Raw genomic sequence first — 16,635 nt, 5'->3', positions numbered from 1 at the left:
AGGAAGGACTCAGCGGCTGCCCCTCGTCCAAGCCCCTTGTCAACTCGCAAAGAGATGGAAGGATCATGAACCACAGAATTCCGTCGAAGCCCCGATGCGCCGCGGTCCTCGGCGTCGTGATGTCGGTGACCCTGCTTACGGTCTCCTGCGGAAGCGGTGAAGAAGCGGGGGCCCCGCCGCGAGCAACCACATCCGGGAAGGCATCCGCTCCCGACCGGATGACCGGCGAACAGCTGAGGCGGCACGTCCGCGCATTGCAGGAGATCGCCGACAGCAAGGGCGGCAATCGCGCTGGCTCCAGCCCCGGCTACACGGCTTCCATGGACTATGTGGCCAAGCAGCTGACCGCCGCCGGCTTCCGGGTCACCCGGCAGAAGGTCACCGCCACCGAAACCCCGCACAAGGGCCGGCAGACCAGCAATGTAGTGGCCGAACTGACCGGAAAGACCGACCCGTCCCAGGTGATGATGGCCGGGGCCCACCTGGACAGCGTGAGCAAGGGACCGGGCATCAACGACAACGGCACCGGCGTGGCCGCGCTCTTGGAGTTCGCCCAGAGCCTCAAGCGTGACGGCCTCCGGCCGGACCGGACCGTGCGCCTTGCCTTCTGGGGGGACGAGGAGGAGGGGCTGCTCGGGTCCGCGGGATATCTGCGGAACTTGTCCGAGCGTGACCGCAAGGCCCTCACCGCCTATGTCAACGTCGACATGCTCGGCACGAGGGGCGGCAAGGCATATGTCATGGACGGCGAAAATTCGAGTCTGGACGACCAACCAAAGGAATTGCAAGAGGAGTTGAAGAAGGATCCTGTTCCGCCACGTGGCTCGGCGACTGTCGAGAAACTTCTCACCGATGCGCTCAAACAGCGCGGCATTCCCATCGTCAAGGACCTGATGGGCTATCGCGCGACCGACTCGGCCGGCTTCTCCCAAGCGGGTGTCCCCACGGGAAACGTGAGCATGGCGACGATGCAGACCAAGGAAGACGGCACCTTGGACTCGCTCCGTGTTATCACCAAGCGTGTGACTCTCTCGACAATGTCGACGGGAAGCTGATGACCGCTTCCGCGAACGCCGTCGCCGACGTACTCACGACACTGACCAGGAGCGACACCAGCGTCCGGTAAAACGCAGCGCTCACCTGCGAGTTCACCCGACGGGCGCCTGCAGGCCGCCTGGGGCCGATACCCCCAACGGCTTCGACACCGGCCAGCCGTGGTCCTTGGCCACCTCGACCACCCGCCGGTGCACGCACGTCACATGCGGAGCCGGACGGCGCAGGGCCAGCCCCTCGACCAGGTGCAGCAGTTCCTCGGGGATACGTCCGTGCCCGGCGTCCGAGCGCCGGGCGGGGACGAGACCGGCAAGGCCACGGGCACGGTAGGCGGAACTCGCCCAGGACATCGCTGAGACCCTGCAGCCCGAACACCGCAGCTACTTGGCCTAGATCGTCGACCCACTCCACTCCATTCCGGTCCGGGGTCTGCTATGCCCTGCGGCTCCAACCAGTGACATCAATGCCCGGTTTACCTCTAGCTCCTGTCAAACCGGGCCAGATTGCCGGGTGTTGAGGCACTAACACCTCAACCCGCTGTGCCTTTCCATGAAACGACGGTTCCCGATCTTGTCCGTCAGCACGTAGGCGCACCGGCCCTGCCAGGATCATGGTGTGCACCATGCTTCCCCAGAGCCATGAAAATTGGCCCATCGTGCACGGTACTCCCATCACTACCGCTAGCCAGGGGCTCACAGGCGGCCGCAGAGCGGCCGGGGGGGCGGCGGGGGCGTCCTGACCGGATGGGGCCGAGCGCCCCTACTCGGGCCGCGGCCCGCAGCAGCCGCAGCACCTTGTCGTCCACCACTTCCTGTGGCACACGGCCTGCTTCCACTGCCGCCACAAGCGCGTCGCCCCACGGGCCGAGCGGGCCCGGCATCACCAGGTCGAGGCCACCCCGCGAGGCTCCTTCGGTGGTACGGGCGGCCATCCAGTCGGAGACGGCCACGCCGTCGAAGCCCCTCCGGCGTCCTGGTCACCTGCGCTGGCGGCCCTGTCGGGTATGGAATGCGAAGCCATCCGCGACCGCACTCTCGAAGGTGGAGGGCAACCGGAGTGTCGGCCGACTGGTCTTGCTCGTGACGTACGGAGTAACGGCGGGGCCCACCTCCCAGCCCTCGTCCATGAGGTCGTTACGGCCTTCGTGATGTCTAAGGCCATACGGAAGATCAGGCATTCTCTGAACTTGCCGTCAGAATCAGCGTGTTGGTGGACCGTCGGGATCACGTTCGCTCGTCCGGCCTGCGCTGGTGCGGGACAGCGGGGGCGGAGGATCCCGGGTCCCCGGTCGCCGACCGCGCCACCCGGTCCGGCTTCCAGGCCGTGATCACCGACTCGATCAACGCCCACTGCTCGTCCGATAAGTCGCTGCGATACGGCTCTCTTTCCCCGCCCCGCATCTCCACATGGACATGTCCAGCAGATGGCCTACGTGGCGATCAGTACCACGACCGAGCGATCACGGACCGAGGAAGATCGGACTTGACGCCCACTCAGGCCCGAACGCTGCGGACATGCCATGTCACCTGAGACATCGAAACGATGGAGAACGCGCCTTCTACCGGCTGGTCGGCGCATACGGGTTCGCGACGCAGAAGTCGGCCCGTACGTGCGGCTGACCGAAGCCCTCAACGGGCCCGCCGGGCGGAGTTGATCCCGATGGACGCGATCCGCGACGACGGCGCCCGCTGCCAGGCCCCCGTCCGGCTTCAGCGGCCCGATCAACTCGGCATGCGCCGGTAAGGCGCCTCGATGGAACTCCCCGCCGTCCGCTCCGTGATCTGACAAGCGCACCCGAACTCTGGGCTCTTGACGGGAGAATACTCTGCACTGCAGAGTAAGGAGTTAGGAAACGAGGATGGGGGGCCTGTGATGGAAGCCGCTGACACATCGGGGACGCTTGCCCAGTTGGACGCACTGTGCGAACGGGCGCGCGGGGACCGTCGCGCGTCCTCGGTCCCGCTGCTCACCTTCGGGGCCGTGTTCCTACTGAGCGCGCCGTTCCAGTACGTCCCGTTCGGTCCGCTGTGGAGACAGGGGTACCTGTACTGGTGGGTGGCGGGGGCGCTGGGCTTCGCCGTCGTGGCTCTCTGGTATCGCAGGCGGCGCATCAGGTTCGGGGTCGGTTCCGGTCGCGGCGCCTATGGTGCCGGGGCCCTCGCGGTCGCATTGCTGCTCATCCTGGCACTGCCCGCGTCGCTTATCGGTGGGCCGCCCGTCCTGATCGCCTTGGTCCTTGCCGCCCTGGCCGTACCCCAGCGCAACACCTACCTCGCCGTCTGCGCGACAGCTCTCGGAATCGCCGCCGCGATGGAGAGCTCCTATCTGCTCAGCGGCAAGCTGAACACCATCGCGGAACAAATCATCGGCCCGCCGTCCCACGGCGGCCAGATCTACGAAGTACAACCCCTCATCTACGCCCTGATGGGGCTGGCGGTCCTGACAGCCGGTCTGGTGTCGCTGCGTAACGAACGAGCCGGTCGATAACCATGGATGCCACGGACCACCCGACCACGGGACTCGACGATGCCATCCACCAACGCACACGCCTCGGTGTGCTCGCCGTCCTCCACGAAACCGGGCAAGCCGACTTCGGCTACCTCAAGAAACTACTGCAGCTCACCGACGGGAACCTTGGCCGCCACCTCGAAGTCCTCGCCCGGCAGGACCTGGTGCGCATCACCAAGGGCTACCAGGGCAAACGCCCCCGCACCTGGGTGGAGATCACCGACCAGGGCCGCACAGCGCTGACGGCCGAGATGACCGCCTTGAAGGAACTTCTACGCCGCTTCGAAAACTCCGCCCCATCAGCCGGAGACGCGCGGGCTTGGCACAGTCAGGCCCTTACGCCTTGAAAGTCACCGGTCACGGTCAATGGATACACGACGGACGATCCGGCAGGGTCGCCCTGACCAGAGGGGCGGAGCAAATGGAGGCGTTCTACGAGGAATGGGAGCACGCCTGCTGCGGGCAGCCATTCCGGGTCGGGGACGAGGTGGCCTGGGAGCTCGCTCTGATGGACCTGGACACGGACCGGCGGACCACCTGGCGGGATCATCTCACCGAGCTCACCCCGGACGAGCTGCCCGCGCTGCGCCGCACGGCCGTGGAGCGGGAGTCTGTCTCCCCGCCCAAGGGGGCACGGCTGTACGGGATGGTGCAGGTGTGCTGGCACGGCGCGATCGGCGGCGAGCCCGAGCGGGTCACCGCGCGCATCGGCGCGATCCACACGGTGGCCTTGCGCCGGCGGGAGGACCCGCCCGGGTTACGTTCGTTCGCTCCCGTGCCAGGGCAGTTGTGGCTGCATGCCGTCGAGGACTCCGCGGCCAGGGACATCAGTCCGGACGTGCCGCGCGGCGGGCGGTACGGCCTGGACGGCTGGCTCATCACGCTGGAGTCCGTCGCCCTGGGCTGGCCCCAGCGCCGCGGTCGCCGACGGCGATAGGTACAGCGCCGCTGGACGCCTACCCCGAGTTGACGCTGGCCGCAGTCGCCAACGGCCAGTCCTCACCGAGAGACTCCCGCCCCCGCCACCAGCAATCTATTAGACGGCGTTATGAGCAGCACACCGAAGGCATCCGCGTTCGCCCAGCCCCGCCCGTAACCCACACCCAATCCCACGAGCAGCAAGTCTTACCCCACGCCAAACCTGTAACGGGCATCAAGCCTCATAACTCCTCTTATTGCTCGCCGTCACTAGCGGTCGTTGATCTCCCACCATCCCGGCGCGCGCTCACGCAAAGGCCGCGGCGGCGTGTGGGCCGTCTTCTTCGGCGGTGCGGGTTCGGTGCGCAGTGTCTCAACGGCCCGGAGTCGCGCCGCCTCCTGCCGGGCCGGGGATGCGGCGCGACTCCGGGCCCTTTTCGCGTCTTCCTTCGCCCTCCGCTGCACCCGACCTTCTTCCACGACCTCCCGCACCTGCTCTTCCCGCGCCCGTCGGTCCTGCGCCCGTTGGTCCTGGGTCCGTATCCGGTGCATACAGGCGCCGCACAGACGCCTATCCGCGTACGGCACAGCAAGCGCGGCGTTCCCGCAGCCGGGGAAGCTGCACATTGTGGCGTTCACCATCGGCCCTCCACCCTCCCTACGTCCTCAAACTGGTCGCCCTCTACCCGCAACACCACGCGCGTACGCGCGTGCCCGTGCGCCTGGTGCTCGACGTCCCGCCCGTCACGCTCGCGTCCGCTGCCCTCGTCCTACCTTCTGTGCCTGCGCAGCCTGTCCGACCGGTCTCATGCCGCCGATCGCGGTAAGGACAGCCGCCGAAAGCGCCGGAGTCTGCACGGAGGGACGGTGCATCGCGTACTACCCGCAGGGCGGCGCGGGCCCGACTGGCGATGGGGGCACCTTCGAACACCTGCGGATCACCCGCAAGACGGTTCTCGCCCTCGCCGACGAACCCGACCTCGAACTACCGGCCCAGCCGGCACCCGAGCTGCCCGAGCACCCCGCCTACCAGCAGATTATGGCTGTCTTCGCCGATGAGGACGGGCCGCTGCGCGCCCGCGACCTGTGCCTGACCCTGCTGCCCAAGCACACCGAAGGCACCCGCTCCAAGCTCAAATGCCTGGTCAGCCGCGGGATCCTCGCCGAGCCCGGCCTGGTCGCCCAGCCCCGCCCGTAACCCCGAACCCAACCCCACGAGCACCGAGCCGTAGCTCGCACCAAACGTACGACAGACATCAAACCCCATAACGCCTTCTGAGAGACATTGAGGTCCGATGGCGATAGCCGCAGCAGTTGGCAGCCCCTTCGTCCACCCGGTATCAGGCACGCCAGCCGCGGGCTGTCGGCGTCGGCGTCATCACCCCGGCATCACAACAGACCGGCAGTTGCGTATCACCCGCGTAACACCGCAACAGGTGACCGAAACGTGACCTACCCGCCAGTTGTACCTGCCGGTAACACGCGTCATTCTCCTGGCTAACCAGAGGTAAGAGGCAGTTTCAGCCACCCCCCAAGTGACAGGAGAAGCTGTGTTCGCTGGTAACTCCCGTATGCCGAAATGGAATTCGGCCATCCGCGCATCAGCGATGCGCGCCGGGCTTGCCGCCGCCGTCGCCGTCCCGTTCGCTGTCGGTGCCGCCCCGGCAGCCGCGGCCGAAGAGCCCGCAGGGCTGTATGTGGCCCTGGGCGACTCCTACGCGGCGGGCGCCGGTGTTCCCGACCAGAGCGCCGGGTTGTGTGCGCGCTCCGACCGCAACTACCCGCGCCTCGTGGCGGCCAAGGCCGACATCACCGACGTACGCGATGTCACCTGTGCGGGCGCCAAGATCAAGCACATGACCGAGCTCCAGACCTATCCCGTGGTCGGCAAGGTCAACGACCCGCAGCTGAACGCCGTCACCGCACAGACCAAGCTGGTCACCCTCACCATCGGTGGTAACGATCTGGGCGCCGGCGATCTCGGCATGGCCGAAGTGCTCGTCAAGTGCGTCGCCTTGGCAGCCACCGACCCTGCCGGTGCGCCTTGCTCGAAGAGCTACGGAAACACTCTGTCCGACCGTATCGACGCCGTGGCTCCAGCGATCGCATCGGCGGTGACACAGATCCGTGAGCGCGCACCCGAGGCGAAGGTGCTTCTCGTCGGTTATCCGGCCGTGCTGCCCGAGGACCACATGGACTGCCTGTTCAAGCAGCCGATCACCGTCAACGACGCGGCGTTCCTGCGGGACCGGATCAAGGAGCTCAACTCCCTGCTCGCCGCTACCGCGCAGCAGTCAGGGGCCACCTACGTGGACACCTACACCCCGAGCATCGGGCACGACATCTGTCAGGTCCCCTGGGAGCGCTGGATCGAGGGGATTACGCCGCATCAGCCCGCACAGCCCATCCACCCCAACGCGCGAGGCCAGCAGGCCATGGCCGACGCGGTCACCGCCGCCCTGCGCTGACGGGTCCGGGGCTCGGTCCCGCCGGTCGTCGCGGCGCCGCGGGAAAGCCGGTCGGGCGAAGGTCGCCTGCGCGTACGGCAGTTACCCCTGCGAGTGATCAAGTTCAAGGGCGCGGTCGACCCTTGACGTCAACGATCAAGCTGGGCGGGCGTCCGTACGGTCAGGTGGTAGAAGCGGGTGATCTGCTTCGCGTTTTCGTTGTCGTCGCTCGCCAGGAGGAGGCAGAGGCCTCCGTCGGAGGTGCGTCCCGTGACGGCCATCGCTTCGATGTTGTCGAGGAGGGGATTGGGCTGGGGCTGCTTGGCGGGGGCGCCGAGGGACGGGCAGTCCACGAGGTCGGCGAGGAGCGTCTTGTGCACCAGGTCGACTCCTTCCTGACCGCTGAGATGCTCGACGTCGCTCACGTCGGTGGCCCGGCGTGTGTCGGCGAGGTAGAGACGGACGGTATTGCCGACCCCTGCGGTGAACCCCCGCTCCAGGACGAGGAGCCTCCCGTCCGGTGTGGCGGCCGTCTCGCTGACCCCGAGATCGGCATCCGTGCGGTAGCCGTACTGCGCTGCGAGTTGGAAGTCGCGGGTTCGGTCATCCCGGCTCCAGGTCTGCAGCCTCACGATGCCCGCGCCGTCTCCGCCGAGCGGTCCCTCCATGGCGGCGACGAGGGTGCGCCCGCCCGGCTTGAGAGTGAGCCCCTCGAACGTCTGGTTCTCCACCGCGCGGCCCACGGGCGCGACCCGCAGGGCATCCGGCACGGGCAGGCTTGCGGCAAGGGCGCCGTTACGGCGGTATTGGCGGATGGAGGGCTCGCTCTCGGAGGCGACCAGTCGGGTCCCGTCACGGTTGACGGCCAGTCCCTCGGCGTCCAGGCCTTCCCCGCTCTCGTCCGCGAGGCGCACGACACCACGGGGCCGGAGACTGTCCGCGTCGAGCGAGAACAGCTGGGAGCGGTCGGACAGGGCCAGCGTCCTGCCGCCCGCGTCGGTGGCAAGGGCGGACAGGTTCCCCACGAACACGCCCTGGAATTCGGTCTTGTCGAGGGCGTCCGAGTAACCGTCGATGGCGACGGACGACGAGCAGGCCCCGCCGTCGGGAGTACGCGCGGCACTTGGCGTCACAAGGACGCTCCCGAACACGACCGCGGTAGCGGCAGCTGCACCAAGGGCGCGCATGGACATGAAAGAAGTCTCCCTGGGTCGGTGCAACTGGATGCGGCATGGGCAGCGGTGGGGTCAGAACGACAGCGGCCCGCCGGGAAGAACATGGTCGTCGAACGGGTAATCGTCAAGACCTGTGGATCAGTTGGGGCGTTCGACGAGACGGCCGTGTTCGCGGCGGGCTCCCGCGCGGACGTACGCCAGGAGACGGGCGTTCACGACCACTACGCGTGGCGGACACATGTGGGTTGACAGGGCGGCGCATCGCCCGGCTAAGGTGACGCCCCAAGCGATGCAAAACGATTTGCATCACGTGGTCGAGGAGGTGACGCGGTGCCGAGACAGCCCGACCGCCCCAGCATCGCGAGTGTGGCCGCCGCTGTCGGCGTCAGCCGCACCACCGTCTCCCATGCCCTCAGCGGTAAGCGGGCCGTCTCCGAGGAGACGCGCAAGCGGATCCTGGAGGCCATCGAGCAGCAGAACTACCGCCCCAACCTGGTGGCGAAGGGCCTGCGCAGCCAGAAGACGCAGTCAGTGGCTCTGCTGCTCGTCGACATCGCGAACCCCTACTATCCGGCTGTCGCTCGCGCCATTCATGACGTACTGGCCGCCGAGGGCTACGTCTCCTTCATCGGCAACACCGACGGCGACGCCGGCACGGAGCGCAGGCTTCTCGAGGAAATGGTGGCCCGCGGCGTCGACGGCGTGGTCATGCAGCCCATGGCGCTCTCCGGCGCGGAGGTGCGGGAGATCGCGGGCCCGACGATGCCGCTCGTGCTCACCACGGCCGACGCCGGTGACGTGCCCGCCGACCGGGTGCTGACCGACGACGTCACCGGCCTCACCGAGGCCGTCCGCCATCTAGCGCAACAGGACGTGCGCGAGGTCGGGTTCATCGCCGGACCGCCGGGCGCGGCCGCCGGACCGCTGCGGCTGTCCGCATTCCGGGAAGCCGTTGCCGCCGCCGGGCTGGGCGTGCCGGAGCAATGGACAGAGTACGGGCCGCTCACGCGCGACGGCGGTGCGACGGCGGCAGCGCGGCTGCTGCGCCGTCCCGATCGTCCCCGGGCCATACTCTGCGGCAATGATCTGATCGCGATCGGCGCCATGGAGGCCGCGCGCAGGGCCGGGTTGAGGGTCCCCGAGGACGTCGCGGTCATCGGGTTCGACGACATCGAGACGGCAGATCTCGTCACCCCCCGCCTGACCACGGTCGTCAACCCCGCTGCGGCGGTGGGGGACGCCTGCGCCCGCACCATCCTGTGGCGCGTCGAGAACGGTCCCGGCGTGCCGTACAAGCGAACCGTTCTCCCCACCCGTCTGGTCGTCAGACAGTCGGCCTGACGCCGGCCCAGAAGCCGGTCCTGAGGTAGGCCGGTCACCTCCACCTCGAGTGCAAATCGATTTGCACGACCACGGAAGAGAAGGATCCACCCGCTCATGACCCAAACCCCAGCCCGCTCCGCAGCCGAGCTCGGCATGGCGTACCGCAACAGCACCTTCGACGCCTGCCTGCCGAAAGACCTTCTTGCGGACGAGGTGGCCCAGCGTCGCGAGAGCGGGTACGACGTCGACGACGTGGTGCGCGCCGCGAACGCCACCGATCCAGAAGACCGCGCCGCGGTGCTCGCCCTGGTCGACGCGATGGGCGACAGTGAGCGCCTGCCGGGCTGGGCATACGAGGAGCCCGAGACGCTTGCGGACATCCGCGCCGCCGTGGCCCCCTCACCTGCTGTCGCGGTGGACCCCAAGCGCTACGGCGACCAGGTGCACGCGGCGTGGCTGGGACGTATCGCCGGCTGCAACCTCGGCAAGCCGGTCGAGTGGGGGGAGAACTGGACCGTCGAGCGCATTCGCGACTACCTGACGCTCGCGGACGCGTACCCGCTCACGGACTACTTCCCGGTCCTCGACCCGATGCCGGAGGGGTTCGAGTTCCGGGAGAACTGGCCCGAGACCACGCGCGGCCGTGTGAAGGGATCCGCGCGCGACGACGACATCGACTACCCGATCCTCGCGCTGCACCTGCTGGAGACGCACGGTCGAGCGCTGCGCCCGGAGCAGGTCGGCGAGGCCTGGACGGCGCTGTTCCCGCTGCGGCAGATCTTCACCGCCGAGCGGGCGGCCTATGTCAACCTCGTCAACGGGCTGCGGGTTCCGCAGGTCGCCCGGTTCCGCAACCCGTATCGCGAGTGGATCGGCGCGCTGATCCGCGGTGATGTGTTCGGCTACGTGAACGCGGGCGACCCGTGGGCGGCTGCCGCGCTCGCTTACCAGGACGCCGCGCTCTCCCACACCGGCAATGGCGTGTACGGGGAGATGTGGGCCGCCGCCCTGGTCGCGAGTGCCTTCACCGCCTCGGATGCCGCTGAGGCGGTGGCCGCCTCGCTGAGTGTCGTTCCGCCGCGCTCGCGCCTGCACGAGGCCATCAGCCACGTCGTTGGGCTGCGGGCGGCCGGCACGAGTTGGGAAGTGGCGCTGGACGAGATCCGCTCCGCCTACGGCCACTACTCGTGGGTCCATACCATCAACAACGCCGCCGCCATCGCCGCGGCCCTGCTGTGGTCGGACGGCGACTACACGAGTGCCGTCGGCAAGGCCGTCATGAGCGGCTGGGACACCGATTCCAACGGGGCGACCGTCGGCTCGGTCGCCGGCATCCTCGCCGGCAGTGCGGCGCTCCCGCGCCATCTGATCGAACCCCTGCAGGACCGGACCCGCTCGGCGCTGTTCGGGTTCGACAACTCCGTCATCTCCGACCTGGCCGCCCGCACCGTGCGCTTCGCCCAGACCGGCTGAACGGCTCCGGGGCCTGCCCGGCAGGCCCCGGTCAACACACCCTCGATCAACGCAGATGAGGAGATGAGGATGGCCACGGTTACCCGCCGCCAGCTCCTGAGAGCCGGCGGTGCTCTCGGTACGGTCGCGCTCCTCGGCGCGTGCGTACCAACAGATCCCCAGGAGTCCGGCGACGTCATCACGATCTGGAACAACCTTGCCGACGCACAGCAGAACGCCTACTTCCGCAAGCACTTCGCCGAGGGCTACCGCGGCAAGTACCCGGTCCGGTTCAGCCCGAGATCACACAGCACGATCGACCGTCTGACCCAGACCGCACTGGCCGCCGGCCAAGGACCGTCGATCATCGTCACGCCTGGACCGTCGAGTTTCGTGGCCGCCTACTCCTCCGCCGGGTATCTCGCCGACCTCGCGCCGTACGAGCGCCAGTACCGGTGGCGGGAGAAGTTCGCGCCCTGGGCGCTGGCCGCCTCCGAGGTCGACGGAAAGCTCGTGACCCTGCCCACCTCGTACGAGACCATGGTCTTCTACGTCAATCCGGCCACGCTCGACAAGCTCGGCCTCAACGCGCCCGCCACGCGCGAGGAGTTCGAGAACTTCTGCACCGAAATGAAAGGGAAGGGCTACGTTCCCCTCGCCGCGGGCAACGCGGACTACCAGGGCGCCAACGAGTGGTTCGTCGGCATTGGACTCAACCATGGCGCGGGCCCCGAGGCGGTGCACTCCGCCCTCACTGGGGAGACGAAGTGGACCGACCCGGTCTTCGTAGACGCGATCGAACGCCTGGCGTCGTACTTCAAGAAGGGATGGTTCGGCGGGGGCGTCGACCTCTACTTCACGAACAGCTTCCCCACGGTCTACCAGCAGCTGGCCACGGGGAAGGCAGCAGCGATGCTCTCGGGCTCATGGGAATTCCCGAACCTGTCGTCGTACTTCGGCAAGGACGCGGGCAACGACGCCACCTGGGACTGGACGACCGTCCCCTCCCTGGGTGACGAGGTCCCCTCAGTCGTCTGGGACCTGGCGATCGGACAGTCCGCCGGCGTCAACACGAACTTCTCCGACACCGCCGCGGCCGCCGACTACCTCAACTTCCTCACCACCGACCTCAAGACGATCATCGCCGGCGTCGAGCAGGCGAACTTCCCCCCGTCCCCCGTCCACATCGACAGCTCCGACTTCTCCGCACGCGCGGACCAGCGCATCGTACGCCTGTACTCCGAGCTGTCGGCCGCGACATCCATCGGCTACACCACCTGGACGTTCTTCCCTCAGCAGACCGAGACATACATGATCGACTACTTCGAGAACGTCATCACCGGCCAGATGACCGCGAAGAAGTACTGCGAGGGCATCGAGTCCCGCTTCACAGCGGAGAGGGCCAAGGGCCGCGTGCCCACCGCCCCCAGGCCGGGCGGGGAGCTGTCATGACGACCCGCACCCCCTCGCCCGCGACAGGCACGCACTCGCCCCGCACGCCAGGCCGCCGACCGGCCCCCGCTTCGCCGAAGCAGCGCTCGGGTCTGCCCTCCCGACTGCGCGATCGCAGGGTGTCCGGCTGGCTGTTCCTACTGCCGCTGATCATCCTCAACCTGTTCGTCGTCCTCATCCCGAGCGCCTTCACGGTCTGGTACTCGTTCACCGACTGGACCGGCATCAGCAACAAGGCCAACTTCGTCGGTCTCGACAACTACGCGAACCTGTTCCACGACCCCGAGTTCGTCCAGGGCCTGCAGCACAACATCCTCTGGACGCTCTTCTTCCTGACCGTGCCGATGGCCATGGGCCTCTTCGGCGCCTACGCCCTATCAAGGATCCGCCGCTTCCGCCTGCTGTTTCGCACCCTGTACTTCATCCCGTACATCGTCGCCAGCGTCGTGAACGCCTCCATCTGGCGCAGCATCCTCGACCCCCAGAGCGGCGTGGGCGACCTGCTGGGCATCAACCCGCTCGGCGACCCGCAACTGGCCCTGTGGTCGGTGGCGTTCGTCAACAACTGGGCCTGGTGGGGATTCCTCGTCGTCGTGTTCCTCGCCGCCATGCAGGGGGTCGACCCGAGCCTGTACGAGGCGGCCACCATGGACGGCGCCGGGGCGACCAGACAGTTCTTCTCGGTGACCCTGCCCGCCATCCGCCCGACCTTCGCCTTCCTCGGACTGATGACAGTCATCTGGTCGTTCCTCGCCTTCGACTACGTCTACATCCTCACCCAGGGAGGACCGGCCGGCTCGACCGACCTGCTCTCCACCGTGCTCTACCGCAACGCCTTCTCCAACCTCCAGAGCGGCTACGCCAGCGCCATGGGCGTCGTCATGGCACTCATCAGCGGCGTCGTGGTCACCATCTACCTCGTCGTCCGGAAACTCAGGAAGTGGGAGACATGAGCGTCGCCGCGCCCTCGCACACACCCGCCCCCAAGGCGCCGGGCGGCCCCACCGCCCCCACCACAAACCGCCGCCGCGGCCTTTCCGCTGGCCGCACTGCCGTCTACGTCCTGCTGACCGCCCTGGCGATCTTCGCCATCGGCCCCATCCTGCTGTTCCTCTTCAACGCCCTCAAGACGAACAACCAGTACGCGGCCAACTCCCTCGGGCTGCCCACGACCTGGGAATGGAGCAACTTCACGACCGCGTGGACACAGGCCAACATGAGCGCGGGCCTGTGGAACTCGGTACAGATCGTGATCGGGACCGTCGCCCTCACCTGCGCCGTCGCCAGCTGCGCCGCCTACGCCCTGGCGCGTCTGCGAGTACGTGGGGCAGGGGCGTTCATGACCTACCTGCTCGTCGTGGGCGCACTGCCCGCCCAGATGTTCCTGGTGCCGCTGTTCTACATGTGGGCCAAAGCCGGGCTCTACGACTCACGTCTCGGACTCGTCCTCATCTACTGCGGCATGTTCTCCCCGTTCGCCACCCTCCTGCTGCGCGCGTTTATGCTCCACCTCCCCCGGGAGATCGAGGAGGCCGCCCGGATGGACGGAGCCGGCGAGCTGCGCGTCTTCGCCCGGATCGTGCTCCCCAACATGCTCCCCGGGATCCTCACCGTGGCGCTCACCACGGGCCTGTCCGCGTACAACGAGTTCCTGTTCGCGGTGACAATGATCCAAACCGACTCGAAGATGCCGCTGTCAACGACGTTCTTCACCTTCCAGCAGGGGTTCACCCAGAACTTCACACTGATCAGCGCGGCCGGATTCATTATGATCGCACCAATGCTCATCCTCTTCCTGCTGCTGCAGCGCCGGTTCATCAACGGACTGGCGAGCTCCGGAATGGGGGGCATGTGACCCACCGCACACGAGCCGAACCGGGCATGACCCCACCCCCCGACGTGGTCGTCATCGGCAGCGTCAACGAAGACCACCGCATCCCGGTGGAGAACCTTCCGTCGCCCGGAGCGACCGTACGCGGCGGCGCGGTCGAGCGCCTGGCAGGCGGAAAGGGCGCCAACCAGGCCGTGGCGCTGGCCCGGCTCGGCCGCAGCGTCGGGTTCGTCGGAGCGGCGGGCACCGATACGGCAGGCGACCGGTTGCTCGCCGCCTTGGCCGCCGAAGGCATCAACACCTCACACGTGCGACGGGTGGCAGGGCCGTCAGGCCGAGCGGTGGTGCTGGTCGACCCGCACGCAGAGAACTGCATCGTCATCTCGCCGGGCGCCAACGCCCACGTCGACGCCGCCGCGGCCCAGCGATCCAGCAACTGGCTGAACACTGCCAAGGTCGTTGTGGCCCAGCTGGAGATCCCCGTCGAGACCGTACTGGAGGCGGCTCGCCGCACATCGGGCACCTTCATCCTCAACCCCGCACCGGTCGCCGAGCTGCCGCCCGAACTGTGGCAGCACGTCGACGTCGTGGTCCCCAATCGCGGCGAGCTGGCACAACTGTGCACCGCCGAGATCCCCGAATCCGCAGTGGAGGTCGAGAAGCTGGCCCGTCAACTGCCCTGCCGTCGCGTCGTGGTCACGCTGGGCAGCCACGGAGCACTCGTCGTCGACGGCCCGCAGAGCCGACTCGTGCCCGCCCCTTTGGTAGACGCCGTGGACACCACCGGGGCCGGAGACTGCTTCACGGGTGCACTGGCCGACGCCTTGGCTTCCGGCCACCGTCTGGTGGAAGCAGCCACCTTCGCCACACACGTCGCCGCCGTGAGCGTGCGGCGCATCGGCGGACAGGCGGCCATGCCCACCCGCGGCGAACTCGACACCATCTCGCTGACCGACCTACACCCGTAACACAGCACCCAATGGCAGCCCGTATCCCGGCAGGCCGCTGTGGTCAGCAAGCGACGGAGTGTCTTACCCGGCCCACAAGGGTGACGAGCTTCTAGTCACGTACTCGCATAGAACCGTCTCCAGCAGTCACGGTTGGACCTTCGCTGAACAGGGGCAACGGTCGACCTGCCGGTGCCCGCTGCATGACCGATATCCTCACGCGCATGAGACGACGCACCCCACACATAGCCGTCGTACTCGCGACCATCGCGCTCCTCACCGCGTGCACGCAGAAGGCCGCCTCCGAGACGTCCTCGAAACCGTCCCGGAAGGCGTGCACGAGCGACCCGTGCAAGGCGTTCGACGCAGGCGCGAAGCGCGGAGACAAGATGCTCGAAGACAGCGAAGAGATCACCCTCACGCCAGAAGAAATGGCCAGCCTCCCCGACGCCCCCATCGACGGCGACAGCAGCGACGACGCCATGCGGGCCGCCATGAGCCACGACGCCGCCGTGGCCGAAATCGCCTGCAAGCGTGAAGCCGGATACGCGGCGACTGAGGCCGAGTACGGAAGCGACCCCGAAGAGGCGTTCATGGACGACCCAAAGGCCGAGCGGGCATTCGCCGAAGGATGCGCCGCCGCCACCTCATACAACGGGGTCGGACTCGACCACGCCCGCGAAAAGTACGAGGACTGACACATGCCCCGGCCGTAGCCTGAGCCCATGGATGAGATGCTCCAGGAACGCCGCCCGGTAAAGTGTGTAAGAGGGCATCTTGCCAGACTTCGTTGGGTTTCACATCGAGTCGGTGCCTGGTGCGGACGGCGCCGGCCGGGACAGGGCGAACAGGCCGGATTCGGGTTCGCTGAGGATGCTGCGGCTGACGAGGCGTTTCAGCTTGGCGCGCATCCTCTTAGCATGCCGTGGCCCGGTTCCCAGCACCAGGACCTGACAGATCTCCTTCAGCCCCAGCCCTCATGGGTGCGGTTTTGACCTGTTGACGGGCGGTGTCCTCGGCGTCCTGGCGCAGATCCGCGTACACCACAGGCACCAACACCACCGACCCCACCGCCAGGGCGACGGCGAGGACCAGGGCGACCGCGGCGGTGGCGCGGCCCCGCACGGTGCGCGGCCGCAGGCGGGGCCGGGATCTAGGCCGTTTCTCTCGGATCATGGTGCGGCCCAGAGGAAGATGGCGGTGATGTGGAGTCCGGCCTGGTAGATGGTGGCGGTCTTGTCGAAGCGGGTGGCGATCCCGCGCCACTGCTTGAGTCGGTTGATGCACCGCTCGACCGTGTTGCGTTGCCGGTAGGCGTCGCGGTCGAACCCAGGTGGTCTGCCGCCCTGTTGACCTCGGCGTTTGCGTTTGGCGATCTGGTCGATGGGCTGCGGGATCACCGCACGGATATGGCGGCGGCGAAGGTGCCGGCGGATGGCGCGCGAGGAGTACGCCTTGTCCGCCAGCACCACCGCCGGGCGTACCCGTGGACGGCCGAGTGGCCGCGGCACCCGCAGTGCGGCCATGAC

At 67.7% G+C, this 16,635-nt stretch carries 17 protein-coding genes and 1 pseudogene; 14 read left to right on the top strand and 4 right to left on the bottom strand.

Annotated features, from left to right (window positions below):
• The first annotated feature begins 65 nt into the window (after positions 1-65).
• Entirely contained in the window at positions 66-1,055 is a 990-nt protein-coding gene (locus ACWD10_RS24100) for a M20/M25/M40 family metallo-hydrolase (protein WP_451094287.1), read from the top strand.
• A gap of 93 nt (positions 1,056-1,148) precedes the next feature.
• Here the strand turns inward: ACWD10_RS24100 and ACWD10_RS24095 are convergent, their stop codons facing one another.
• The gene (locus ACWD10_RS24095; protein WP_451094285.1) at positions 1,149-1,403 is read right to left on the bottom strand and encodes a hypothetical protein; all 255 of its coding nucleotides are present in this window, start codon (positions 1,401-1,403) and stop codon (positions 1,149-1,151) included.
• Positions 1,404-2,324: 921 nt separating this feature from the next.
• Positions 2,325-2,453: pseudogene (locus ACWD10_RS24090) on the bottom strand (IS5/IS1182 family transposase); the annotation flags it as partial.
• 508 nt (positions 2,454-2,961) lie between these two features.
• On the opposite strand from ACWD10_RS24090, the gene ACWD10_RS24085 reads away from it, so the two are divergent.
• The 5 genes from ACWD10_RS24085 (at position 2,962) to ACWD10_RS24065 (ending at position 6,947) form a co-directional block, all read left to right on the top strand.
• Positions 2,962-3,540, top strand: coding sequence for a hypothetical protein (locus tag ACWD10_RS24085; RefSeq protein ID WP_451094283.1), 579 nt, complete (start codon positions 2,962-2,964; stop codon positions 3,538-3,540).
• A gap of 2 nt (positions 3,541-3,542) precedes the next feature.
• Positions 3,543-3,908: a transcriptional regulator gene (locus ACWD10_RS24080; RefSeq protein ID WP_451094281.1), complete on the top strand. Its 366-nt coding sequence runs from the start codon at positions 3,543-3,545 to the stop codon at positions 3,906-3,908.
• Positions 3,909-3,982: 74 nt separating this feature from the next.
• A complete protein-coding gene (locus ACWD10_RS24075; protein ID WP_451094279.1) occupies positions 3,983-4,498 on the top strand; it encodes a DUF6578 domain-containing protein in 516 nt (171 codons plus the stop codon).
• A 789-nt stretch (positions 4,499-5,287) separates the two neighbouring features.
• Positions 5,288-5,677: a hypothetical protein gene (locus ACWD10_RS24070; protein ID WP_451094277.1), complete on the top strand. Its 390-nt coding sequence runs from the start codon at positions 5,288-5,290 to the stop codon at positions 5,675-5,677.
• A 373-nt stretch (positions 5,678-6,050) separates the two neighbouring features.
• Positions 6,051-6,947, top strand: coding sequence for an SGNH/GDSL hydrolase family protein (locus ACWD10_RS24065; RefSeq protein WP_451094275.1), 897 nt, complete (start codon positions 6,051-6,053; stop codon positions 6,945-6,947).
• 128 nt (positions 6,948-7,075) lie between these two features.
• On the opposite strand, the gene ACWD10_RS24060 is transcribed toward ACWD10_RS24065, so the two are convergent.
• Positions 7,076-8,119 (bottom strand): esterase-like activity of phytase family protein, encoded by a 1,044-nt coding sequence (locus ACWD10_RS24060; RefSeq protein ID WP_451094273.1) that lies wholly within the window; start codon positions 8,117-8,119, stop codon positions 7,076-7,078.
• 84 nt (positions 8,120-8,203) lie between these two features.
• On the opposite strand from ACWD10_RS24060, the gene ACWD10_RS24055 reads away from it, so the two are divergent.
• From ACWD10_RS24055 to ACWD10_RS24020, 8 genes are all read left to right on the top strand, one after another.
• Positions 8,204-8,350, top strand: coding sequence for a hypothetical protein (locus tag ACWD10_RS24055; protein WP_451094271.1), 147 nt, complete (start codon positions 8,204-8,206; stop codon positions 8,348-8,350).
• A gap of 81 nt (positions 8,351-8,431) precedes the next feature.
• Positions 8,432-9,442: a LacI family DNA-binding transcriptional regulator gene (locus ACWD10_RS24050; protein ID WP_451094269.1), complete on the top strand. Its 1,011-nt coding sequence runs from the start codon at positions 8,432-8,434 to the stop codon at positions 9,440-9,442.
• A gap of 96 nt (positions 9,443-9,538) precedes the next feature.
• Entirely contained in the window at positions 9,539-10,897 is a 1,359-nt protein-coding gene (locus ACWD10_RS24045) for an ADP-ribosylglycohydrolase family protein (protein WP_451094267.1), read from the top strand.
• A 69-nt stretch (positions 10,898-10,966) separates the two neighbouring features.
• Entirely contained in the window at positions 10,967-12,328 is a 1,362-nt protein-coding gene (locus tag ACWD10_RS24040; RefSeq protein WP_451094265.1) for an ABC transporter substrate-binding protein, read from the top strand.
• Complete coding sequence (locus tag ACWD10_RS24035) at positions 12,325-13,281, top strand: carbohydrate ABC transporter permease (RefSeq protein WP_451094263.1); 957 nt, start codon at positions 12,325-12,327, stop codon at positions 13,279-13,281. The genes ACWD10_RS24040 and ACWD10_RS24035 overlap by 4 nt, the downstream gene beginning before the upstream one ends.
• Positions 13,278-14,183, top strand: a complete 906-nt coding sequence (locus ACWD10_RS24030; protein ID WP_451094261.1) for a carbohydrate ABC transporter permease — start codon at positions 13,278-13,280, stop codon at positions 14,181-14,183. The genes ACWD10_RS24035 and ACWD10_RS24030 overlap by 4 nt, the downstream gene beginning before the upstream one ends.
• A gap of 26 nt (positions 14,184-14,209) precedes the next feature.
• A complete protein-coding gene (locus ACWD10_RS24025) occupies positions 14,210-15,127 on the top strand; it encodes a ribokinase (RefSeq protein ID WP_451094259.1) in 918 nt (305 codons plus the stop codon).
• 203 nt (positions 15,128-15,330) lie between these two features.
• A complete protein-coding gene (locus ACWD10_RS24020) occupies positions 15,331-15,804 on the top strand; it encodes a hypothetical protein (RefSeq protein ID WP_451094257.1) in 474 nt (157 codons plus the stop codon).
• A gap of 474 nt (positions 15,805-16,278) precedes the next feature.
• On the opposite strand, the gene ACWD10_RS24015 is transcribed toward ACWD10_RS24020, so the two are convergent.
• The coding region (locus ACWD10_RS24015; RefSeq protein WP_451094255.1) for a transposase at positions 16,279-16,635 on the bottom strand (357 nt) is incomplete at its 5' end.

The sequence above is a fragment of the Streptomyces sp. NPDC002851 genome, assembly GCF_053591935.1.
The sequence above is the reverse complement of the archived record's forward strand: the minus strand, read 5'-3'. Positions and strand labels throughout refer to the sequence as shown.